Consider the following 20,800-nt stretch of genomic DNA (forward strand, 5'->3'; position numbering starts at 1 on the left):
GTGAAATAGCATCATCGATGAAAGCGTCGGTACTTGACCGCGCTCACGATTTTCTCGACCGACGGACCGCTTACTGCCTGCGCCCGTCTCGCCGAACCACGGACCAGCCTCAAGCGTATGCCTTCAGGCGCCGGTTCGCATTGGCATCGGCACGCGTCGTGGCGCCCATGCAGCTTGCAGCGGCCAAACATGCGACCGGCTCGCGCATCGATTTCGATGCACGACGCAACACCGGCAGCGCTGCCGGACAAAAACAGCAACGAAAGCAGCGAACGAAAGCAGCGAACAAAAAAGCGGTCCGCAAAAAAACGCGCGCCGCATGACGCGAGTCATGCGGCGCGGTAGAGCGTGCGGATCAGATCTGGACCATCTCAAAATCTTCCTTGCGGGCTCCGCATTCGGGACAAGTCCAGTTGATTGGAACGTCCTCCCAGCGCGTACCCGGCGCGATGCCCTCTTCGGGCAATCCCGCCTCCTCGTCATAGATCCAGCCGCAGATCAGGCACATCCAGCTTCTATATTCCATACTTATGCCGCGTCGAAATGGTCGATTGAAATTAGGACATGATGGTACCGTGTTGGCGTGTCAATGCCTAGCGAGATGCCCGTTCACGCGTGGCCAAGCCTTCGACCGCCGTACTGGCTCTCTCAAGCGCCGCCGTACCGGAAAAAAGTGCGCAAAGACTGTAGCCTGACGGTGTTAGGCCGCATAATCGAAACATTGAACCATAGTCGAACCACGGTCGAATCATGACCGAGCTGGCCGCCGCCAGTGCACTTCAAGGCGCGGGCGTTCGCGGCCCTTCCGTTCCATTCGTGCAATCAAGAAAACAATGTCCGCTTTTGCCATGACCGGCGACTCCCCACCGATCGTTCTCACCTTCGGCCTGACGGACCCCACAGGCGGTTCGGGGCTTCAAGCCGACGTGCTGACGCTCGCAAGCATGGGCTGCCACGGCGTGACGGTGCTGACGGGCTACGCGGTGCGCGACTCCGCGAGCTGCGACGAAGTCACCGGCATCGACCCCGACGTCGTCGCCACGCAGGCGCGCATGTTGCTGGAGGACATGCCGATCGCCGCGTTCAAGATCGGCGCGGCAACGCGCGCGGAAGTAGTTTCCGCTATCGCCGAAGTGGTGTCCGACTACGACGACGTACCGCTGATCCTCGCGCCGGACTTCACACTAGACGATGAACATGTTTTGTCCGCCGACGAGCTGCGTGAGTCGCCTGCCGACCTGCTCGTGCCGCAAACGACCATGTTGATCGCCGATCACGCCACGTTGTTGCAGCTCGCGCAACCCGACAGCGACGCTGAGGCGCCAACGCTGGATGCCGCGATCTCGCATATCCTGGCGCAAGGTTGCGAATATGTGCTCGCAATGGAAACCGGCACGCATCGCCATGTGAACACGCTGTACAGCGAAGAAGGCCAGGTGCGGCAAGATACGTGGGATCGCGGTGTGCATCGCATCATGGGGCTGACGGATACGCTCGGCGCCGCGGTCGCGGCCTTGCTTGCCAACGGACAGGAACCCGCCGAGGCCGCACGCGAGGCTCAAGAGTATGTGTTCCAGGCGGCGCGCGCCGCGTTCCGTCCGGGCATGGGCGCCTATTTGCCGGACCGGTTTTTCTGGGCGCGCTCGAACGATGCAGACGAAGAAGGCGAGACGTCGTCCCTCCCTGACGAGTCGGCGGGACTGCCTGGGGAAGTACGCCATTAGCCCAAAACACTGACCAATCGAGTCGCCGGGAGAACGCATGCCGTACCGACTGCCCCATCTGCACAAGCCCGGCCCGCAAGGCGCGATCCGTATCGGCTGCGCGGGTTGGGGTTTGTCGAGCGCCGTGTCGTCGAGCTTTCCGCATGAAGGCACGCATCTCGAACGCTACGCACACGTGCTGACTTGCGTCGAGATCAATTCGAGCTTCTACAAACCGCATCGCGAATCGACTTACGCGAACTGGGCGCAGAGCGTGCCCGAGTCGTTTCGCTTCTCGGTGAAATTGCCCAAGTCCATTACGCACGACGCGCGGCTCGTCGGCACCGAGGCGCTCCTCGACGAATTCTTGCAAAGCGCGGGGCAACTCGGCGACAAGCTCGGTTGCTGGCTCGTGCAACTGCCGCCCAGTCTGCCCTTCGATCAGGCCACGGCCGAAGCCTTCATCAAGGCGTTGCGCGAGCGCACGAAGTTGCCGATTGCAATCGAGGCGCGGCATCCGTCCTGGTTCACCACTCACACGGCCGCGCTCCTGAAGGCGCATCACATGGCTTATGTCGATGCGGACCCGATCCCCGACGAGTGCGAGATCAAGCATCGCGCGGACACTTCGCTCGTGTATGTGCGGCTGCATGGCTCGCCCGAGCTCTACAAGTCTTCCTACAACTACACCTATCTCGACGACCTCGCGCGCACGCTGCACACGCGCGCGAAGAAAACGCCCGAGGTCTGGTGCATCTTCGACAACACCGCCGAAGGCAATGCGCAACCCAACGCGCTGCATATGATCGAGCGCCTGCGCACCCACCATCGTTAAACCGATTCGTTCACGAGGAGCATTCCCGATGCATCGATCAGCAAGACGAATTGCACGCCTTTTTCAAGCCACGATGTTCGCCTCGCTGATTCACATCGCCCTGCCCGCAAACGCGCAGCAAAGCACGGCGCCGCCCGCCACACCGGCTGGCGACGGCACCTTCCTGCTGACCATCTTCCTCAAGCACGATCAAAGCAAACCGCTTCCGAAGATCAACGAGCAGTTGAAGGAGCAAGGCTTCTTCAAGACGTTTCCGCCGCCGGGAATCGAAGTGGTGTCGTGGTACGTGATGATGGGCGTCGGTCAGGTCGTGACGCTACGCGTGCCGGCCGATCGCCTGCGCGAAGTGAATCGCGCGATCGAAACCACCGCGTGGGGCGGCTATACGACGGAGTTTTATCCGACCTACGACTACAAGGCCGCCGCGCAGAACTTGCGCGATCAGATGAACAAGTAACGGTCCGCGTTTGCCACGGACGAAAAAAAACCCGCATTGCTGCGGGTTTTTCTTTGCGGCGTGAGCTTCTTTCGAAACCCACGCCCTGAGGATGAAGCAAGTAACCGGTCGAAACCGAATTACATGTCCATGCCCATGCCGCCCATGCCGCCGGGCATGCCACCAGGCATGGCCGAGTCTTCCTTCGGCAGTTCCGCGACGGCTGCGTCGGTCGTCAGCAGCAGGCCTGCCACCGATGCCGCGTTTTGCAATGCCGTGCGCGTCACCTTGGTCGGGTCGACGACACCGGCTTCCACCAGGTCACCGTACTCGCCCGTTGCCGCGTTGTAGCCGTAGTTGCCCGTGCCCGCAGCAACAGCCGCCACCACGACGGAAGCTTCTTCGCCGCCGTTCGTGACGATCTGGCGCAGCGGCTCTTCCATCGCACGCAGAACGATGCGGATGCCCGCGTCCTGGTCCGAGTTCAGGCCCTTCACGCCTTCGACAGCCTTGCGAGCGCGGATCAGCGCGACGCCGCCGCCGGCCACGATGCCTTCTTCCACAGCCGCACGGGTTGCGTGCAGTGCGTCTTCGACACGTGCCTTCTTTTCCTTCATTTCGACTTCGGTCGCAGCGCCGACCTTGATCACTGCCACGCCGCCAGCCAGCTTGGCCACGCGCTCTTGCAGCTTTTCACGGTCGTAGTCCGACGTTGCTTCTTCGATCTGCGTGCGCACTTGCTTCACGCGCGCTTCGATGCTTGCTGCCTCGCCAGCGCCGTCGATGATCGTCGTGTTTTCCTTGCCCACTTCGATGCGCTTTGCTTGACCCAGTTCAGCCAGCGTAGCCTTTTCGAGCGTCAGGCCGGTTTCTTCCGCGATCACTTGACCACCGGTCAGGATAGCGATGTCTTCCAGCATGGCCTTGCGACGGTCGCCAAAGCCCGGAGCCTTGACGGCAACGGTCTTCAGAATGCCGCGGATGTTGTTCACGACCAGCGTAGCCAGCGCTTCGCCTTCGACGTCTTCAGCGATGATCAGCAGCGGACGGCCAGCCTTCGCGACTTGTTCCAGTACCGGCAGCAGATCGCGGATGTTCGAAACCTTCTTGTCGTGCAGCAGCACGAACGGGTTTTCGAGCAGGGCGACTTGCTTGTCCGGGTTGTTGATGAAGTACGGCGACAGGTAGCCGCGGTCGAACTGCATGCCTTCCACGACGTCCAGCTCGTCTTCCAGCGACTTGCCGTCTTCAACCGTGATCACGCCTTCCTTACCGACCTTGTCCATTGCTTCAGCGATACGGTCGCCGATGGACGTGTCGCTGTTCGCCGAAATCGCGCCGACTTGAGCGATTTCCTTGTTCGTCGTGCAGGGCTTGCTGATCTTGCGCAGTTCTTCGATAGCTGCAGCCACTGCCTTGTCGATACCGCGCTTCAGGTCCATCGGGTTCATGCCCGATGCAACGTACTTCATGCCTTCGCGAACGATGGATTGCGCCAGAACCGTAGCGGTCGTGGTGCCGTCACCGGCGTTGTCGCTGGTCCGGGAAGCCACTTCCTTGACCATTTGCGCGCCCATGTTCTGGAGCTTGTCCTTCAGTTCGATTTCCTTCGCGACCGAGACACCGTCCTTGGTGACCGTCGGGCCGCCGAAGCTGCGCTCGAGTACGACATTGCGGCCCTTCGGACCCAGCGTGACCTTGACCGCGTTGGCCAGAATGTTCACGCCTTCGACCATCTTGGCGCGTGCGGTATCGCCAAAAGTGACTTCTTTAGCTGCCATATTCAAACTCCTTGAGTCGATTCAGTTTGGAGGCTTCGGGCGGCAGGCTCCAATGGAGCGGCTCTGCGGCGAAGCCGAAGTGCAGGAAGGTGCTTACTTGACCAGAACGGCCATGATGTCTTCTTCGCGCATCACGAGCAGTTCTTGCCCGTCGACCTTGACGGTCTGGCCGGCGTACTTGCCGAACAACACGCGGTCGCCCACCTTCACGTCGAGGGCGTTCTGCACACCCTTGTCATCGCGCTTACCCGGGCCGACGGCCAGGATTTCGCCTTGATCCGGCTTTTCGGCTGCAGCTTCGGGGATGATGAGGCCCGAGGCAGTCTTGGTTTCCTGATCCAGACGTTTAACGATGACGCGATCGTGCAAAGGACGAAGATTCATACACACTCCTCTCTTGATTGAGACTGAAAACGCGGGGGAAACCCGCCCGGTGAGCGAAGCTGCCCGAGCGGCAATTTGTTAGCACTCTCGTGCAGTGAGTGCTAATTATATGGACCGAGTTTGACAATTTCAAGGACAGGGACAGACGGACACTCCCTATTTCGCGTACTTTTGTCTGGACACGGGGAAATTAATGGATTTCGTAAGGTCGATTGGCTGGATTAATGTCAATCCGTCAATTCTGATTTCGCTTAATTAGGGTTTTTACTAGGGTCGGCGAGGCCTAGACTGCATTTCAACGACGAAGCAGTGAAGAGACAAACTCTCCACCCGCAACGTTCCCGAGATCAGTACCTAGGAGGTTCATCATGTTCAAGTCGATCATCCCCGCAATCGCCGTTGCTGCCGTCCTTGCAGTCCCCGCTTTCGCCCAGGCGCAAGAAAACGCGCCGGTGACGCGTGCTGAAGTGAAGGCTCAACTGGTTCAACTGGAACGCGCAGGCTACAACCCGGCCAGCGATCAAACCCAATACCCCGCCAACATTCAGGCCGCGCAAGCACGCCTGAACGCGCAACAAGGCACGGCTGCATCGTCGTTTGGCGGTGCCGGCGAAGGCGCTGCCGCTTCGGGTGCTGCCCGCCGCGCGGCTATCGACCCGAATCCGGTCGACTTCAATCGTCCGTAATCGTCAATTCGCCTAACGAAGCCCGGCACGCACGCCGGGCTTTTGCTTTTTGCGCATCCTGAAGGAAAAGTTTCTGTAAGCCACGGATTCGACGATGTTTTTGGACTACGTTTTTTTCTCGCGCAGTCGGAGGGCACTACAATTTGTGTTTGTTGCATCACAAATTTCGTCTTCGCTGCCTCTCATGCCTATGTCGTCGTCGCTGCGCCTTGCCTTTCTCTCCCTCGGAATTCTCGCCCTTGCCGCCTGTGGCGGACGCGCGGCGACCACGCCGAGCTATCAGCAGGAACTTTTCGACTCCGGTGCAAGCCCGTTCGCGCGCAACTTCGACGCCACCGTGAACGAAACCTGCGAGGCGGCCCGCCGCGCGCTGCTCTCGCAAGGCTTTCTCACGACGATGGCGCAAGCCGATACCGTCGACGCCACCAAGAACTTCCAGCCGTCCACCGAAACGCACGTGGTCGTCTCATTCCATGTGGTCTGCACGCCCGGCGAAAACACGACCAATACGAGCATCGCTTATGTGAACGCGGTGCAGGACGGCTATGCGCTCAAGAAGAGCGATACCTCCGCAAGCGTGGGCTTGAGCGTCTTGGGCTCGCTTTCGCTGCCGATCCGTTCGAACAGCGATGCAATGGTCAAGATTTCCAGTGAAACCGTGCCCGCCGGCAAGTTCTATGACCGATTCTTCGGGCTGATGGGGCACTATCTGAGCACGGTGCCGCGCAGTTCGCCCATCGCATCGGATGAGGTCAAGAGCAAGCCGCTCGCACCGTCGCTGATCGTGAGTTCACCGGATCTCACGCCAACGCCTATCGTCGTACAGGCGCCCGCCGCGGCGGCGACGGCCATCCAGTCATCCGACGCGAAACACGCCGCGTCCGAGGGCGTCGCGGCATCGGCGCCGGTTCAGTGAGATCGAGCGCACGCGTCGTTCCGGGAAACGCTTCGTCGATGCAAGCATCAAGCACGCGGGCAACGGCGGCTGCAGTTGCGTGATCAGCTCACCGCAAACCTCATTCAGCACCCGTCGCCGTTCGCAAAATGTACCCGCGTGGCCTGTGACGCCCCGCTCATCGCGCAGCTAGCCCGCCCGAACGCATCGATGCAGCGCGCTCATCACGCGCCGCCTAAAGCTGAAGCTCCGCCTGCCGCCGACAGCGATGCCAATCCGCACGCCACTCCCATCACCCCTCAATTCGGCACATTCACCACGCCGCCATTCACCGAAATCGCATTCGCGCCGGGGCTCGCCGCGATCGCCGGAAGATTCGCCACCGTCAATTGAGGCGCCGCGCCCGGCGTGCCGCCGCGCGCCACCGTATGCACGACTTGCGACGGCGGCAACGGCGCGTTGTTCTTCAGGTGAGCCCACATCAAATTGAGCGCCTGAAGGTTGTAGTAGTGCACGGGCACGAAGCGCGTATCGAAGCCAGCCACGCTCAGGAACGCATCGAAGTGCTGACCGTTCGTGATTTCGTACAGTGAGAGCTGGCTATTGATGCCTTCCACCACCTTGTTCGCGCCGAGATACGGCCGCGAGGCATGGTTGATCGGCACGAGCGCATCCGACCTTCCCTGCACGATGATCGCCGGCTTGCCACGCAGATTCGCGTTGACGCGAATCGCGTTCACGCTCGCCGTCATCGTCGCATTGCCGTTCGCCCAGAGCGCGCGCAGGCAGGCCGCGCCCGCGAAGCTCGCATCGGGCGTCGCAAGCCGATGATCCGCCGCGCCCGATGTCCCCGCGTTATAGACGAGGTTGATGCCGTTGGTCGGCGGCACGCCATTGCCGTTGCCGAAGACCGTGGGCATCGGCGAAACGAGCGGGTTCACGCCCGCCGCGCCGGTCAGCGCGTTAGTCGTGCCGAAGCTGAAGTTGCACAGGTTGTCGGCGACGCTCGCCAGCATGTAGGCATCGGCGTAAGTCACGGCGACGGCAGGCACGGCCTGCGAGTCCCACATCGGCGCATGTAGCGTGTCGGAGTCGGCTTCGTAGCCCGCCTGATGCAGCTTCGCGAGCGCGTCGTTGGCTTGCGAGAGCGTATCGCCGCCGGCAATCGCGCCGCTCGCCGCGAGCGTGGTGCAGCGTGCGGTGCGAATCGCCACGGTGGTCGCGAGCGGCAGTGCCGTCAGATACGGCGCGCCGACCGCCGCCGTCGCTAGCGCCGCGCATGGCTGAAGCAGGTTCGCGTAGGTCATGTAATCGGCAAGCGGACGCCCGAACGAACCGACGGCCTGGCCGCCTTCGCGCACCGCAACCTGCGCCGGCAGATTCATGTTGATCTGCGGTTCGCCGACGACGACCGCGCTTATCCAGCCATCGGTGTCTTGTTCGGCGGCTGCAAGCGCCGCGCCGCCGCCATTGCTCACCGATGCCGCGATCGTCGTAATGCTGCCCTTCGAGTAGCGCGCGGAATGCGTCGAGCCGTTGACCACGCCATAGGTATCGTTGAGCGCCCAGTACGCGAACTGAATCGCCTGTAACGTATTCTTGCCCCAGTCCTTCTCGGGATTTTGCTGCGAGTGCGCGTGTTTGAAAGCGTAGCGATTCGGATACGCCGAGTTGTAAGCCGAAAGCGCCGATTGGCTCAGGTTCGCCTTGAAGATTGCCGAATTGCCCGCAAAGGTCGCATTCGAAAGCGTGCCGTCGATCAGCGTGACAAGATTAGTCGACAACTCGTGCGCGCCGTTGCCGCTGCCTTTGTCCGTGTACGCAACCGCGCAGCCGCGCTTCAAGCCCCACTCGCCCGCTGCCGAAATCGCGCCATATACGCCGCGCGATCCCGACGATGTCGCCGTCACGATGCAAGGCTGATCCGGATTGAAACTCGTCGGAATCTGCACGAGCAGGCTGACGTTCTTCGTGCCCGAACCGTCGTCCGAGAAGGCCAGATACTCCTTGCCCGCGATCTTGCCTTCGCCGAGCGTGTCGCCGCCGTTCAGATCGACATTCGGTCCCCAGAAGCGCCCGTAGCCGCCGTTCGCCGACATATCGACGAGCGCACGATAGTTCGAATAGATAGCCAGGCGCCGCAGTTCCGCCGCTGTCGGCGCGGCCGCATTGGCAATTGAAGGCGGCGTCGCCGACGCAAGTCCTGTCTTGCCGAGTCCGGCGGTCAGCAGGTCGTCGGTATTGCCGTCGTAAGTCTGCGTCTTCACCGTTCCCGAGACGAAACTCGGCAAGGTGTTGGACGGGAACTGCGGGCCGTCGTCATCGCCGCCGTGACACGCGACGAGCGTGGTCGCCGCAAATGCCGCCAGCACGGCGAGCGTCGCCGCGCGTGACAACCCGTGGACTCGTGCGAATCTTTTCATTGTGTGTCTCCGCCATCCGGTCGCTTGTTGTTGATCGACTTCTGCACCGTGCCGCACGCACGGCCTTGCCGACAACAAGTATTACGCGCAAACAGCCATCGCGTAATTGCTGAACTTCCCTTAGAGCAAAGAGAAGTCAGAGGATGTCAGAACGACAACGGGCCACGGCGTGATGCCGGAGCCCGTCGAGTGACCCGCATGAAGCGCCGCCGATGACAGCGCTAAACCGCGCCGCCAGAAACGGCGCAACGGCGTGCTTAGCCTCCGCCGTTCTGAACGCCGAGCGAAATCTTGTTGGAAACCGACTTCACGCCCGGAACGCCCTTGGCCACTTCTTCTGCCTGGGCGATCTGGCCGCCTTCCGGCACGGTGCCCGAGAGCACGACAGCGCCGGAGCGCGCGCGGACGAATACGTTGGACACGTCGAAGCCTTGCGCCTTCGACAACGCACGGCGCACGTCGTAGCCGAGCTTGCGGTCGGTCTTCTTGGTCGCCGATTTCTGAGCCTTGGTCGGCGCGGCCGACGTGGCGTCCGCATCGCTCGCTTGAGCATAAGCGCTCGACGCCACGGCCACGCACACCACCACGCCCAGCGCCTTCAACAGATCGACAGCTTTCATGATTTCTCCTTTTGTTTCGCTTATTGACTTCGCACAGTTACTACTTCACTCGTTGGCACATCAAAACAAACCGAACCGCTTTCGTGCAACAGTCCGGCGGCGGCCCCGAAGGACACGCCGCAGCCTCGAATGCGCCTTCCACCGAGGATGGCTCGATGGCAAGACGCTCGATGCGGCCTGATGCTGCAATGCGGTGCTGCGAGAGACTGGCGAAATTAACAAACTGACTACGGCCGGTTACTTGGGGCAAGTGCCCGTCGGCTCGAATATGTGGCCTGCCGTATGGCGGATGCGGAACAGGAAACCGTCGCGCGACACTCCGAAGAGCATGGCGTTCGCCCGATTACCCACATGCCGGGAAAACTGTCCGGCGCATGAGCGGGCTACGACGCGCATGGTTCCCGCCAACTGGCGGCGAACGTCAATTTAGCCCAGCGCGGCCTTAAGCGCAAAACATTTAACGTTGCAAGGAACTGGATGCGGCGTGGCGCAACATCGGCGGCACGAGTGCTGCGGCATGCACACACGCGTGTCACACTCGTGGTTTGCACGGCCGCCGAGCCAACGACTCGCACGCGTGGCATGGCGCAACTCGACGGCATCTTGAATGCGGATGGCTTCAGGTAAGCTCGCGGAAACCTCGAAACTTCCATGCTTATTCAAGTATGCCGCCGCGATGATTCAACCTCCAGGACACCAACCCGAAGACCCCGCCCATAAAGCCACGGGACGCAAGCCGCAGAGGATCGTCGCGCGCTTCGTCGCGATCTCCTGGCGCGATCTCGCGCTGACCTTCGGTCCGATTCTGCTCGTCAGTATCGCGGCGCTCTATCTTGCTGTGCGGCTGATCCAGCCGGCGCCGCCAAGCACGCTGACGATAGCGGCAGGCCCCAAGGGCAGCTCGTTCTGGAACAGCGCGCAGAAGTACAAGGCAATCCTCGCGCGCAACCGCGTCACGCTCAACGTGCTGGAAACGCAAGGCTCGCTCGACAACCTCACGCGCCTCGAAGATCCGAAATCCGACGTGGATGTCGGTTTCGTGCAAGGCGGCATGACGCCGGACGCGGCGAGCGATCAGCACGCGAACCTGGAATCGCTCGGCAGCGTGTCGTATGTGCCGCTCGCCGTGTTTTATCGTGGCGCGACTGTCACGCGCTTGTCCGAACTGAAGGGCAAGCGGCTCGCCATCGGCGCGGAAGGCAGCGGCACGCGCGCGCTTGCGCTCACGCTTCTGAAGGCGAATGGCATCGAGCCGGGCGGCGATACCGAACTGTTGCCGCTCGCCGGCGACAAGGCCGCGGCCGCGCTCGAAGACGGCACGATCGACGCCGTATTCCTGACGGGCGATTCCGCGCAACCGCCGACGATGGCCAAGCTCCTGCGCACATCCGGCATCCGTTTCATGGACTTTACTCAAGCCGATGCCTACGCGCGCCGCTTCCCCTATCTCACCGAAATCGAACTGCCGATGGGTGCATTCGATTTCGCCCGCAATCTGCCGCCGCGCGCCGTCCACACCATTGCGCCGACGGCCGAACTGGTGGCGCGCGACAGTCTGCATCCCGCGCTCTCGGATCTTTTGATCGAAGCGGCGCGCGAAGTGCACAGCCGCGCCAACCTGCTGCAGCGCGCAAACGAATTTCCCGCGCCGCTCGTCCACGAATTTCGCATCAGCGACAACGCCGAGCGCTATTACAAGTCGGGCAAGAGCTTTATCTACCGGACGCTGCCGTTCTGGATGGCGAGTCTCGCGGATCGCGTGCTAGTCGTGCTGGTGCCGTTGATCGTCGTGCTCATTCCGGGCTTGCGGCTGGTGCCGGGGCTTTATCGCTGGCGCGTGAAATCGCGTATCTACAAGTGGTATGGCGCGCTCATTGCAATCGAACGGGAAGCGATCAGCGGCCCGGACACCGCGCAGCGCGACGCCCTGATCGACCGGATCGACGCGATCGAATCGGCGGTCAATCGCATGAAAATGCCGCTTGCCTTCGCCGATCAGTTCTACGTGCTGCGCGAACATATCGGCTTCGTGCGCGAACGGCTCGCGCATGCGCCCGTCGCCGAAACGGAGCCGCGCCGTGAACCGGCGCAGGCAGACAGCGAGCCGAGCAGCACGTAATATCGCCAGGTAGGATCGAAAGATGCGAGCGGAATAAAGGCGCGGGTCCACGTAGCAGCCTGCGCGATGCGGTCGGACAATGAATAAGCCCGAAAAGCCGGGCGCGGCAGGATCAAGGGAGAAATCTAGATGAGCGCAGCGCATGCCAACGGCCCTGGCCAGCCGTACTTTTTCTTCGATTTCATATCGCCGTTCTCGTATCTGCTGCTGGAGCAACACGAAAAGTGGCCCGACATGCCGTTCGAGTTCGTGCCGGTGCAGTTGTTGAAGCTGCTCGACCGCTGGGGACAGCCGCACGCGGCGACCATTCCGTCGAAACGCGTGTTTACGTATCGGCATGCGCTCTTTCGCGCCGAGCAGCTTGGCATTCCGTTCAAGATGCCGCCCGCGCATCCGTTCGATCCGCTCAAGGCGCTGCGGCTCGCGGTAATCGCAAAGGGCGATCTCGTCTGCGTGCGCGAAATCTTCCGCTATATCTGGCGCGAAGGACGCGATCCGTCGACGCCAGAAGGCTTTCGCGGCTTGTGCGAGCGGGTCGGCATGCCCGAAGCGGAAACGCGCGTCGAAGACGAAGACATCAAGGCGAAACTGCGCGAGAACACCGACCGCGCCGTCGCGATGGGCGTCTTTGGCGTGCCGACGTTCGTCGTCAACGACCAGCTCTTCTGGGGCGAAGACACCTTGCCGATGGTGCTTTACGTCGCGCGCTCGCCGAACTGGCTCGATGGCGCCGAAGTGAAACGCATCAGCGCGCTGCCGGTCGCGCCGCGAGACGCGGACTTCAGCTGACGCTTCGCGGCTCGGCGGCTGATGCCACGCATAGCGCGTGCGCTATGGCGTTAAAAAGCGGAAAGCGTTTAACCTCGGGTTAGCTGCGTGACTATTTTGTGAACGGTGATGCATCGGGGCGCGCAAACGCACGCTCCGGCATTCCGCGTTCGTTGCGATCAGCCGCCGTGTCCGTCTTCAAACCGCAGCTTCGCCCATGAACGATCCCGCCGACTCACTCGATATCTGGCTCATCCGCGTCTTGCGCACGCTGCTTCTGGAGCGCAGCGTGACGCAGACCGCGCAGCGGCTGAACCAGACGCAGCCGGCCATCAGCACCGCGCTGCGGCGGCTCCGCGAGATCCTCAACGACCCTATTCTCGTGCGCGGCAAGCAGGGAATGGTGCCGACCGAGTACGGCGAATCGCTGCTTGCGCCGGCGCAGCGCGCTTTGCGCGAAGTCGAATTCGTCGCGACACCGCACGGCGAATTCGATCCCGCGAGTTCGCGTCGCACTTTTCGCCTTGCCGCGCCGGATTATCTGAACGATTTCTTCATGCCGACGCTCGTCGCCGCCTTCCGCGATGCAGCGCCCAACGCGCGGCTCGAAATCGAATCGCTCAATCCGATGCGCGATCACGAACGCGCGCTCGACGAAGGCGAGATCGACGTGATGATGGCCAACTGGACCAAGCCCGAGCCGCGCTTCGAAAAGCAGGACCTTTTCGCCGACGTATTCGTCTGCCTGATGCGCGCGAACCATCCGCTCGCGCGCGAGCCGCTCACGGTCGAACGCTACGCACTCGCCGCGCATCTCGCGCCGACGCCTTATAGCGGAGCAAAGCGGCATCCGATCGATATCGGCCTGGCGCGCGCGGGCGTGAAGCGGCGCATCGTCGCGACCATTCCGTATTTCGGACTCGTGCCGCAAGTGCTGCTGCAATCCGATCTGATCTTTACCGCACCGCGCCGTTTCGCGCAGCATTACGCGTCCATGTTGCCGCTTGCGGTGCTCGATTCGCCGGTGCCGTTTCCGCGCATCAAGTGCTATCAGCTCTCGCTGCCGCAACCCGATCAGCCGACAGACGTCGCATGGCTGCGCGAAATGATCGCGAGCGTCTCCGAGACGCTTACCGGGCGCAAGAAAAATGCAAGCATCGAAGAACTGCTGAGCCTCGCCGCCAAGTAGTGACGGCGCGGGCGCATCTCCGCTACCATCGGCGAAACAAGAACTATTCTTTCGCGCATGGACGCCCTCGATCGACTCATTCAGCTTGCGCGCCTTTCCGGTGCGCTCGATCTCCGCTGCCTGCTTGCCGGGCCGCTCGAACTCGACCACGCGCCGGGTGCGCCCGGTGAGGCGCTCTATCACGTCGTGCTGGAAGGTGCGTGCACGGTAGAGCGCAAGGGGCATGCGAGCGTCGCGTTGAACGCGGGCGATATCTTCATGCTGCCGCGCGCCGATGCACACGTGGTGAGCGTCGGTCCCGTCGATGCCAGCGAGAAAATCGGCGCCATGACTTCGCGCGATAACGGCGCCATCACGGTGCGGACCAATGTGGACGGTCGGGAAGCGGCGCTGGATTTGTTGTGCGGACGCTTTCTGTATGCGCCGCGCGCCCTTCTCATCGACGTGTTGCCCGACTTCGTGCACGTGTCGTTCACGAATGCATCGGCGCCCTATCTCGGGCCGCTCGTCGCGGCGATGCGGCGCGAGGCGGAGGAAGCGCAGCCCGGTGCGCCGTCGATCGTCACGGCGCTCTCCACCGCGCTTTTCACGATGGTGCTGCGTGCATGGCTCACCGAGCAGCCGTCGCTCGCGGGCGTGCTGGGCTTGCTGGCGAACCGGCGTCTGGGCGCGGCGGTGATCGCCATGCTCGAACGGCCTGCCGATCCGTGGACGCTCGAAATGCTGGCGAAGGAAGCGGCGATGTCGCGCGCCACCTTCATGCGCGCGTTCTCGGCGCATTCGGACAGCTCGCCGCTCGCGTTACTGAGCCACGTTCGCATGCAGCTTGCGAGCACCATGCTCATGCACACGAGGAAAAGCGTCGCGGATGTCGCCGCGGACGTGGGCTATCAGTCCGAGGCGGCTTTCTCGAAGCGATTCAAGGAGTTGTACGGCGTGGCGCCGGGTCGTTTCCGGCAGACGAACGGCCTGAGCTGAATCCGCGTTTCAGGCGGCCAACCGCGCCGCCTTGAGCGCCGGCAAACCGAGCCGCGCCGTCATTTCCCTCACGCGCAGCAACTGCGCCGCCACCGCCAGCGCGATCGAACCCGGCGCTTTATCGACGATTCCCTCGACGCCGATCGGACACGTGATTTCCGGCAGACGCTCCGCCAAAAGCCCGCGCTCCATCAGGCGCCTCTCGAACTTCACGCGCTTGGTCTTCGAGCCGATGAGACCGAAGTACGCAAAGTCCTCGCGGCGCATGATCCGCTGCGTCAACGAAAAGTCGAGCGAGTGATCGTGCGTCATCACGATGAAATACGCGCCCGCCGGCGCTTCATCGACGATGGCGTCGGGCAGATCCGTGGCTTCGACCTGCACGTTCGCGGGAACTTCGTCGGGGAAAAGTTCGTCGCGCGCGTCGACCCATTGGACGACGCACGGCAGCGTGCCGAGCACTTTCACGAGCGCGTGGCCGACGTGACCCGCGCCGAACAGAACGATATGCATCATGTCCGCGCGCTCCTCACCGCGTTCACTGCCTTAAGAATTTCTTCGGCGGTCGCGGGCGCGTTCAGCGGCGGATTCACCTTGTGATCGCCCACGGCGGATACGGCGTCGCGAATCGCAAAGAACACCGAAAACGGCAGCAGCAACGGCGGCTCGCCCACCGCCTTCGAGCGATGGATGCTGTCTTCCGCGTTGCGGTTCTTGAAGAGCGACACGCGAAAATCAGGCGGCATGTCGTTGATCGTCGGAATCTTGTAGGTGGACGGCGCGTGCGTCATCAGCTTGCCGTTCTGATTCCACCAGAGTTCCTCGGTCGTGAGCCAGCCCATGCCCTGCACGAACGCGCCTTCGACCTGGCCAATATCGAGCGCCGGATTCAGCGACGCGCCCACGTCGTGCAAGGCATCCGCGCGCAGCACGCGCATTTCGCCCGTGAGCGTGTCGATCACCACTTCCGCGACCGCCGCGCCATACGAGTAGTAGAAGAACGGACGGCCCTGCATGGTCGCCTGATCCCAGTAGAGCTTGGGCGTGGCGTAAAAGCCGTCGGACCACAACTGCACGCGCGCGAGGTAGGCCTTCTGCACGATCTCGCCGAACGGAATGACGTCTTCCCCGACGATCACGCGGTCGTTCGCAAAGCGCACTTGCGACGCTTCCACTTTGCCGCCACCGAACTTTTCCGCCGCGAATTTCGCGAGCCGCTCGCGCAGTTGACGCGCGGCGTCCTGCGCGGCCTTGCCGTTCAGATCGGTGCCGGTGGAAGCCGCCGTCGCCGATGTATTCGCCACCTTGCTCGTGTCGGTCGCCGTCACGCGCACGCGGCCGAAATCCACGCCGAGTTCATGCGCGACCACCTGCGCGACTTTCGTGTTCAAACCTTGGCCCATCTCGGTGCCGCCGTGGTTCACGAGCATCGAGCCATCGGTATAGATATGAACCAGCGCGCCGGCCTGATTGAAGTGCGTCACGTTGAACGCGATGCCGAACTTCACCGGCGTCAGCGCCAGCCCTTTCTTCAGGATCTCGTTGTTCGCATTAAACTCGCGCACGGCTTCGCGACGACGCCGATACTCGCTCGACTCGGCCAGTTCACCAATCAACTCCTGCAGCACGTTGTCTTCGACGGTTTGTCCGTAAGGCGTCTTGTTGTTTTCCGTTTTGCCGTACAGATTGTCGAAGCGCACATCCAGCGAATCGCGACCGACCGACCGTGCGATGTTGTCCATGATGTACTCGATGGCGAACGCGCCCTGCGGCCCGCCGAAGCCGCGAAACGCGGTGTTCGACTGCGTGTTGGTCTTGCCGCAATAGCCTTCGATCTTCACATCCGCGAGCCAGTACGCATTGTCGAAGTGGCAGACCGCGCGCGTCATCACCGGGCCGGAAAGGTCCGCCGAGAAACCGCAACGCGATGTCATGTCGAGCGCGACGCCGTCGATCACGCCGCGATCGTCGTAGCCGACTTCGAAGTCGTACTGGAAGTCATGGCGCTTGCCGGTGATCATCATGTCGTCGTCGCGGTCCGGACGCAGCTTCACCGGACACAACAGCTTCCACGCGGCAAGCGAGGCGCAGCACGCGAAAATGCCCGACTGCGATTCCTTGCCGCCGAAGCCGCCGCCCATGCGCCGGCATTCGACCAGCACGTTGTGCGAATGCACGCCGAGCACGTGCGCCACCAGATGCTGCATTTCGGTCGGATGCTGCGTCGAGCAGTACACGTGCATGCCGTCGTCGTCCTTCGGCACGGCATACGCGATCTGTCCTTCGAGATAGAACTGTTCCTGACCGCCGAGCTTCATCGCGCCGCGTTCGTGATGCGCGGCTTTTTGGAGACGGCTCGCTGCATCGCCGCGCGAGAGCTTGAGCGGATTCAGCACGTAGGATTCGGCTTTGCGCGCGTCTTCGGCGGTCAGCACGGCCGGCAATTCCTCGTATTCGATGTTCGCGCGACGCGCCGCGAGCCGCGCCGTATCGTGCGACGTCGCGACGACGATGAACATCGGCTGCCCGACGTATTGCACGATACCCGGCGCGAGCACCGGATCGTCGTGGATGATCGGGCCGCAGTCGTTCACGCCCGGGATGTCCTCGGCGGTGAAGACGGCGACGACGCCGGGCGTGGCGCGCACGGCGTCGAAGTTCATCGACACGATCTTCGCGTGCGCCTTCGGACTCATACCGAGCGCGGCGTGCAGCGTGCCCGCGACGACGGGGATGTCATCCGTATAGCTCGCGCGCCCGCTCACATGCAGATGCGCCGACTCGTGCGGACGCGAAACGTGGACCTGCTTGAAATCGTCGGCTTCGTTGGCGAGCGACTGGGCTTCGGCGAGAAAGGCTTCGGCTTGTTGGTTCATGTTCTTATCGGCTCCTTACTTCACTTCGACGAGTTCGATTGCACGCACATCCAGCTTCGACTTGGGCATCGGATTGTGCGGACGCGTCTCCAGCCAGAATCGATACAGCACGCTCTTCGCGGTATCCAGCCGATAGTCGCTGCTCGCGCGCATGTCGGTGAGCGGCGCGTAGTCCTTGCCGAGCGCGAGCATCGCGGCCTGCGCGGTGGCTTCGTGCCAGTGCGCGTCGGCGAGCACGCTTTCGGCGTGCGTGGCGCGCTTGGGTGTCGCGGCCATGCCGCCGAAGACGAGACGCGGCTCGCGGATCGTGTCGCCGTCCGCGATAAACGAGAACGCGGCGTACACGGCGGAAATGTCCGAATCGAAGCGCTTCGAGAGCTTATAGGCGCGAAATTGCAGCTTCGCGCGCTGGCCGCCGCGCGTCGGCACGCGGATGGCGGCGACGAACTCGTTCTCCGCCATGTCCTTCTTTTGATATGCAATGTAGAGATCTTCGAGCGGCATCTCGCGCGGGCCATCGACGCTCATCAACACGACGCGTGCGTTCAACGCGATGAGACCGGGCATCGAATCGCCGATGGGCGAGCCGTTGGCGACATTGCCGCCGAGCGTGCCCGCATTGCGGATCGGCAGCGAGGCGAAGCGCTGACGCGTCTCTTCGAGTTCGGGATATGTCTTCACGAGTTCGGCATACGCGCGCTCGACCGACACGCCCGCGCCGATCTCGATCCACTCCTCGGTCGTCTCGACATGCTTGAGCGCCTCGATCTGTCCGACATAGACGATGTCGCCGAGATCGCGCAACTGCTTCGTCACCCACAAGCCGACGTCCGTGCTGCCCGCGAGAATGCGCGCCGTGGGCTTTTCGGCTCTAAGTTGCGCGAGCGCGTCGACGGTGCGCGGTGCGTCGAACTGGCGGCCCGCGTGCTCGTAGTGGAAAGTGTCGTCACGCGCGATGCCGTCGAGCGAACGCGCCAGCGCCTCGACGTTCAACGGCGCGAGCGGCGCGTGATCGAACATCTGCTCGGCAGCCTCGATGATCGGCCGATACCCCGTGCAGCGGCACAGATTGCCGGTCAGCGCGTTGCTGATCTCCTGGCGCGACGGCCGCGTTTTGTCGCAAGCCTGCGCACAGCCTTGCGTTGCATGACCATGCTTTTCGTAGAGCGCGAACATCGACATGGCAAAGCCGGGCGTGCAGAACCCGCACTGCGAACCGTGACAATCGACGAGCGCCTGCTGCACCGGATGCAGCGAACCGTCCGGCTGGCGCAAGTCTTCGACAGTGAAGAGCGCGCGGCCGTCGAGCGTCGGCAGAAACTGCACGCACGCGTTGACCGCCTTGAACGCGACGCCGCCCGCGCCGTCCGGTTCACCGATGACGACCGTGCACGCGCCGCAATCCCCTTCGGCGCAACCTTCCTTGGTGCCGGTGCAGCGCGCGTCTTCGCGCAGGTATTGCAGGACGGTGCGCGTGGTCGACGCGCCGCTTACTTCGCGGATCGCATTGCGATGGTAAAAGCGGATCGGCTGGGTCATGAAATTCTGTCTCGCGGGGCTTCGATGATTCTTTTTGCTGGTTGCGCGGAGTGCGCAGCCGGTGGCTTCGGATGGTTCCGGCGCTTTCTCGGATTACTCCTAGCGCTTCGATGATTCGAAAGCTATCACCGCCAAAATCCGGAACCCATAGGCGACATTGCATGTACGACATACTCCCATCTCGATAAGTCGTGAAACCCTTATGCAGCGCGGCTTCCCGACATGCCGCCCGACCGTTCGGACAGGCAATTTGGACCACGTGGTTACAAAACTGGCGCGACATCGGGTCGCAAGCTATGTGACAATCACGCTTTCGCGTCGAAATCAACCCCGTAGTAACCCGCGCCTTTCTATGTCCACCCAACCCGCCACCGCGCCGCAAGGCGACTTCGCCGTCACGCTTCGAATCGTGTCGGTCGTCGTGTACACGTTCCTTTGCTATCTGACCATCGGCATCCCGCTGGCGGTCTTGCCCGGCTTCGTGCATACGGATCTCGGCTACGGCTCGGTGATGGCGGGCGCCGCGATCAGCGTTCAGTACTTCGCCACCCTATTGTCGCGGCCGCTCGCCGGTCGTTCAGCCGATACCGCCGGCCCCAAGCAAACCGTGCTCTACGGTCTCGTGGCCTGCGCGATCAGCGGCGCAATGCTCCTGACCTCCGCGCTCGCGACGCAGTGGCATGCGGTGAGTCTCGTGCTGCTGGTGATCGCGCGGCTCGTGCTCGGAGTCGGCGAAAGTCTCGTCGGCACGGGATCGATCACGTGGGGAATCGGCCGCGTGGGCGTCTCGCACAACGCGAAAGTGATTTCGTGGAACGGTATTGCGACATACGGCGCGCTGGCCATCGGCGCGCCGCTCGGCGTGGCGATCGACAATTCGCTGGGCTTTTCCGCGCTTGCGCTCATCGTGATCGCGCTGGGCGGCCTCGGTTACTGGCTCGCGAAGCGCATGGAAAGCGTGCCGGTGGTGCATGGCGAGCGCATGTCGTACCGCAGCGTGTTCTTCCGCGTGCTGCCGCACGGGATCGGGCTTGCGCTGGGTTCGGCGGGCTTCGGTTCCATTGCGACTTTCATCACCCTCTTCTATGCCGCGCACAACTGGCCGCACGCGGCGCTCTCGCTCACGGTGTTCGGCACGACGTTCGTCGGCGCGAGGCTTTTGTTCGCCAACACGATCAAGGTGTATGGCGGCTTCCGCGTGGCGATCGTCTCGTTCTGTTTCGAATGCGCGGGCTTGCTGATGCTATGGCTCGCAGCCGAGCCGACCTTCGCGCTGGCAGGCGCTGCGTTGACCGGCTTCGGCTTCGCGCTCGTGTTTCCGGCGCTGGGCGTCGAGGCGGTGGGACTCGTGCCGCCGGCTTCGCGCGGCGCGGCGTTGTCGGCCTACTCGGTGTTTCTGGACTTGTCGCTGGGATTGACCGGGCCTTTGGCGGGTTATGTCGCTGGCGAGTTTGGATACGGGTCGGTGTTCTTGTTTGCCGCGCTGGCTGCGGCGTTGGCGGTGGGCTTGTCGGTGGCGCTTTATATGCGTGGCGGGCGCGGTCTGGGTGGGCCCGCCACGGCGTGAG

Annotated in this window: 19 protein-coding genes; 11 read left to right on the forward strand and 8 right to left on the reverse strand. The window is 62.6% G+C overall.

Annotated features, from left to right (window positions below; all coding sequences use genetic code 11):
- Window positions 1-167 precede the first annotated feature (167 nt).
- Window positions 168-323, forward strand: a complete 156-nt coding sequence (locus NCR40_RS10635) for a hypothetical protein (protein WP_250509434.1) — start codon at window positions 168-170, stop codon at window positions 321-323.
- Between the two features lie 32 nt (window positions 324-355).
- On the opposite strand, the gene NCR40_RS10640 is transcribed toward NCR40_RS10635, so the two are convergent.
- Window positions 356-526: a rubredoxin gene (locus NCR40_RS10640; protein WP_025527884.1), complete on the reverse strand. Its 171-nt coding sequence runs from the start codon at window positions 524-526 to the stop codon at window positions 356-358.
- Window positions 527-848: 322 nt separating this feature from the next.
- Between NCR40_RS10640 and NCR40_RS10645 the strand changes: the two genes are divergently transcribed.
- The 3 genes from NCR40_RS10645 (at window position 849) to NCR40_RS10655 (ending at window position 2,995) form a co-directional block, all read left to right on the forward strand.
- Window positions 849-1,724, forward strand: coding sequence for a hydroxymethylpyrimidine/phosphomethylpyrimidine kinase (locus NCR40_RS10645; RefSeq protein ID WP_250509446.1), 876 nt, complete (start codon window positions 849-851; stop codon window positions 1,722-1,724).
- Between the two features lie 37 nt (window positions 1,725-1,761).
- Complete coding sequence (locus NCR40_RS10650) at window positions 1,762-2,538, forward strand: DUF72 domain-containing protein (protein ID WP_244826116.1); 777 nt, start codon at window positions 1,762-1,764, stop codon at window positions 2,536-2,538.
- Window positions 2,539-2,611: 73 nt separating this feature from the next.
- A complete protein-coding gene (locus tag NCR40_RS10655; RefSeq protein ID WP_250465498.1) occupies window positions 2,612-2,995 on the forward strand; it encodes a hypothetical protein in 384 nt (127 codons plus the stop codon).
- 119 nt (window positions 2,996-3,114) lie between these two features.
- Here the strand turns inward: NCR40_RS10655 and groL are convergent, their stop codons facing one another.
- Both groL and NCR40_RS10665 read right to left on the reverse strand, forming a co-directional pair.
- Complete coding sequence (gene groL / locus NCR40_RS10660) at window positions 3,115-4,755, reverse strand: chaperonin GroEL (protein WP_244826118.1); 1,641 nt, start codon at window positions 4,753-4,755, stop codon at window positions 3,115-3,117.
- Window positions 4,756-4,848: 93 nt separating this feature from the next.
- The gene (locus NCR40_RS10665) at window positions 4,849-5,139 is read right to left on the reverse strand and encodes a co-chaperone GroES (protein WP_244826120.1); all 291 of its coding nucleotides are present in this window, start codon (window positions 5,137-5,139) and stop codon (window positions 4,849-4,851) included.
- A gap of 368 nt (window positions 5,140-5,507) precedes the next feature.
- Here NCR40_RS10665 and NCR40_RS10670 point away from each other — a divergent pair, with 368 nt between their 5' ends.
- Window positions 5,508-5,825 (forward strand): DUF4148 domain-containing protein, encoded by a 318-nt coding sequence (locus tag NCR40_RS10670; RefSeq protein ID WP_250509435.1) that lies wholly within the window; start codon window positions 5,508-5,510, stop codon window positions 5,823-5,825.
- 184 nt (window positions 5,826-6,009) lie between these two features.
- Window positions 6,010-6,741, forward strand: a complete 732-nt coding sequence (locus tag NCR40_RS10675) for a DUF2242 domain-containing protein (protein ID WP_244826122.1) — start codon at window positions 6,010-6,012, stop codon at window positions 6,739-6,741.
- Window positions 6,742-7,019: 278 nt separating this feature from the next.
- Here NCR40_RS10675 and NCR40_RS10680 read toward each other — a convergent pair whose 3' ends face one another.
- Both NCR40_RS10680 and NCR40_RS10685 read right to left on the reverse strand, forming a co-directional pair.
- Complete coding sequence (locus tag NCR40_RS10680) at window positions 7,020-9,143, reverse strand: D-(-)-3-hydroxybutyrate oligomer hydrolase (RefSeq protein ID WP_250509436.1); 2,124 nt, start codon at window positions 9,141-9,143, stop codon at window positions 7,020-7,022.
- Window positions 9,144-9,400: 257 nt separating this feature from the next.
- On the reverse strand, window positions 9,401-9,763 hold the full coding sequence (locus NCR40_RS10685) for a BON domain-containing protein (RefSeq protein ID WP_244826125.1): 363 nt from the start codon (window positions 9,761-9,763) through the stop codon (window positions 9,401-9,403).
- Window positions 9,764-10,439: 676 nt separating this feature from the next.
- Here NCR40_RS10685 and NCR40_RS10690 point away from each other — a divergent pair.
- The 4 genes from NCR40_RS10690 to NCR40_RS10705 all read left to right on the forward strand — a co-directional run bounded on the left by NCR40_RS10690 (window position 10,440) and on the right by NCR40_RS10705 (window position 14,817).
- Window positions 10,440-11,882 carry a TAXI family TRAP transporter solute-binding subunit gene (locus tag NCR40_RS10690; protein WP_244826127.1) on the forward strand — a complete coding sequence of 481 codons (1,443 nt, stop codon included), beginning with the start codon at window positions 10,440-10,442 and terminating at the stop codon, window positions 11,880-11,882.
- 129 nt (window positions 11,883-12,011) lie between these two features.
- Window positions 12,012-12,671 carry a 2-hydroxychromene-2-carboxylate isomerase gene (locus NCR40_RS10695; RefSeq protein WP_244826128.1) on the forward strand — a complete coding sequence of 220 codons (660 nt, stop codon included), beginning with the start codon at window positions 12,012-12,014 and terminating at the stop codon, window positions 12,669-12,671.
- Window positions 12,672-12,867: 196 nt separating this feature from the next.
- On the forward strand, window positions 12,868-13,839 hold the full coding sequence (locus tag NCR40_RS10700) for a LysR family transcriptional regulator (RefSeq protein ID WP_244826130.1): 972 nt from the start codon (window positions 12,868-12,870) through the stop codon (window positions 13,837-13,839).
- A 57-nt stretch (window positions 13,840-13,896) separates the two neighbouring features.
- Window positions 13,897-14,817 (forward strand): AraC family transcriptional regulator, encoded by a 921-nt coding sequence (locus NCR40_RS10705; protein WP_244826132.1) that lies wholly within the window; start codon window positions 13,897-13,899, stop codon window positions 14,815-14,817.
- 9 nt (window positions 14,818-14,826) lie between these two features.
- Here the strand turns inward: NCR40_RS10705 and xdhC are convergent, their stop codons facing one another.
- Genes xdhC through xdhA form a run of 3 tightly spaced genes read right to left on the reverse strand, consistent with a single transcriptional unit; the run spans window position 14,827 to window position 19,232 of the window.
- On the reverse strand, window positions 14,827-15,333 hold the full coding sequence (gene xdhC / locus NCR40_RS10710) for a xanthine dehydrogenase accessory protein XdhC (protein ID WP_250509437.1): 507 nt from the start codon (window positions 15,331-15,333) through the stop codon (window positions 14,827-14,829).
- The gene (gene xdhB, locus NCR40_RS10715) at window positions 15,330-17,693 is read right to left on the reverse strand and encodes a xanthine dehydrogenase molybdopterin binding subunit (RefSeq protein ID WP_244826134.1); all 2,364 of its coding nucleotides are present in this window, start codon (window positions 17,691-17,693) and stop codon (window positions 15,330-15,332) included. The genes xdhC and xdhB overlap by 4 nt, the downstream gene beginning before the upstream one ends.
- A 15-nt stretch (window positions 17,694-17,708) precedes the next feature.
- A complete protein-coding gene (xdhA, locus tag NCR40_RS10720; RefSeq protein WP_250509438.1) occupies window positions 17,709-19,232 on the reverse strand; it encodes a xanthine dehydrogenase small subunit in 1,524 nt (507 codons plus the stop codon).
- 352 nt (window positions 19,233-19,584) lie between these two features.
- On the opposite strand from xdhA, the gene NCR40_RS10725 reads away from it, so the two are divergent.
- Window positions 19,585-20,799, forward strand: a complete 1,215-nt coding sequence (locus NCR40_RS10725; protein WP_244826137.1) for an MFS transporter — start codon at window positions 19,585-19,587, stop codon at window positions 20,797-20,799.
- The last annotated feature ends 1 nt before the right edge of the window (window position 20,800 follow it).

The organism is Caballeronia sp. GACF4 (genome assembly GCF_023631025.1).
Classification (GTDB): domain Bacteria; phylum Pseudomonadota; class Gammaproteobacteria; order Burkholderiales; family Burkholderiaceae; genus Caballeronia.

Coding starts and splice junctions, on each gene's coding strand:
- NCR40_RS10635 (WP_250509434.1), top strand. CDS start 168: ATGCAGCTTGCAGCGGCCAAACATGCGACCGGCTCGCGCATCGATTTC.
- NCR40_RS10640 (WP_025527884.1), bottom strand. CDS start 526: ATGGAATATAGAAGCTGGATGTGCCTGATCTGCGGCTGGATCTATGAC.
- NCR40_RS10645 (WP_250509446.1), top strand. CDS start 849: ATGACCGGCGACTCCCCACCGATCGTTCTCACCTTCGGCCTGACGGAC.
- NCR40_RS10650 (WP_244826116.1), top strand. CDS start 1,762: ATGCCGTACCGACTGCCCCATCTGCACAAGCCCGGCCCGCAAGGCGCG.
- NCR40_RS10655 (WP_250465498.1), top strand. CDS start 2,612: ATGTTCGCCTCGCTGATTCACATCGCCCTGCCCGCAAACGCGCAGCAA.
- groL (WP_244826118.1), bottom strand. CDS start 4,755: ATGGCAGCTAAAGAAGTCACTTTTGGCGATACCGCACGCGCCAAGATG.
- NCR40_RS10665 (WP_244826120.1), bottom strand. CDS start 5,139: ATGAATCTTCGTCCTTTGCACGATCGCGTCATCGTTAAACGTCTGGAT.
- NCR40_RS10670 (WP_250509435.1), top strand. CDS start 5,508: ATGTTCAAGTCGATCATCCCCGCAATCGCCGTTGCTGCCGTCCTTGCA.
- NCR40_RS10675 (WP_244826122.1), top strand. CDS start 6,010: ATGCCTATGTCGTCGTCGCTGCGCCTTGCCTTTCTCTCCCTCGGAATT.
- NCR40_RS10680 (WP_250509436.1), bottom strand. CDS start 9,143: ATGAAAAGATTCGCACGAGTCCACGGGTTGTCACGCGCGGCGACGCTC.
- NCR40_RS10685 (WP_244826125.1), bottom strand. CDS start 9,763: ATGAAAGCTGTCGATCTGTTGAAGGCGCTGGGCGTGGTGGTGTGCGTG.
- NCR40_RS10690 (WP_244826127.1), top strand. CDS start 10,440: ATGATTCAACCTCCAGGACACCAACCCGAAGACCCCGCCCATAAAGCC.
- NCR40_RS10695 (WP_244826128.1), top strand. CDS start 12,012: ATGAGCGCAGCGCATGCCAACGGCCCTGGCCAGCCGTACTTTTTCTTC.
- NCR40_RS10700 (WP_244826130.1), top strand. CDS start 12,868: ATGAACGATCCCGCCGACTCACTCGATATCTGGCTCATCCGCGTCTTG.
- NCR40_RS10705 (WP_244826132.1), top strand. CDS start 13,897: ATGGACGCCCTCGATCGACTCATTCAGCTTGCGCGCCTTTCCGGTGCG.
- xdhC (WP_250509437.1), bottom strand. CDS start 15,333: ATGATGCATATCGTTCTGTTCGGCGCGGGTCACGTCGGCCACGCGCTC.
- xdhB (WP_244826134.1), bottom strand. CDS start 17,693: ATGAACCAACAAGCCGAAGCCTTTCTCGCCGAAGCCCAGTCGCTCGCC.
- xdhA (WP_250509438.1), bottom strand. CDS start 19,232: ATGACCCAGCCGATCCGCTTTTACCATCGCAATGCGATCCGCGAAGTA.
- NCR40_RS10725 (WP_244826137.1), top strand. CDS start 19,585: ATGTCCACCCAACCCGCCACCGCGCCGCAAGGCGACTTCGCCGTCACG.